Here is a 532-nt window from a genome sequence, read left to right as displayed (position 1 = left end):
GTCGACGGAAGCACAGATCCTTGTCACCGGCATCAAGGTCGTCGACCTGCTGGCTCCGTACGCACGCGGCGGCAAGATCGGCCTCTTCGGCGGCGCAGGCGTCGGCAAGACCGTTCTGATCATGGAACTGATCAACAACGTCGCCAAGGCGCATGGTGGTTACTCGGTTTTCGCAGGCGTCGGTGAACGCACCCGCGAAGGCAACGACCTCTATCATGAAATGATCGAATCGAACGTCAACAAGCATGGCGGTGGCGAAGGCTCCAAGGCTGCGCTGGTTTACGGTCAGATGAACGAACCGCCGGGCGCCCGCGCCCGCGTCGCTCTGACGGGTCTGACGGTTGCAGAACACTTCCGCGACCAGGGGCAGGACGTTCTGTTCTTCGTCGACAACATCTTCCGCTTCACGCAGGCAGGTTCCGAAGTGTCGGCTCTGCTCGGCCGTATTCCTTCGGCCGTGGGTTATCAGCCGACGCTCGCAACCGACATGGGTCAGATGCAGGAACGCATCACTACGACGACGACCGGCTCG

General features: G+C 61.5%; 1 pseudogene. It reads left to right on the top strand.

Going from position 1 to position 532, the window contains the following annotated elements:
- Window positions 1-532, top strand: a pseudogene (locus A7X77_RS31760) (F0F1 ATP synthase subunit beta); the annotation flags it as partial.

Origin of the sequence: Rhizobium bangladeshense, from assembly GCF_001662075.1 — a bacterium.
Classification (GTDB): Bacteria; Pseudomonadota; Alphaproteobacteria; order Rhizobiales; family Rhizobiaceae; genus Rhizobium; species Rhizobium bangladeshense_B.
The sequence above is the reverse complement of the archived record's forward strand: the minus strand, read 5'-3'. Positions and strand labels throughout refer to the sequence as shown.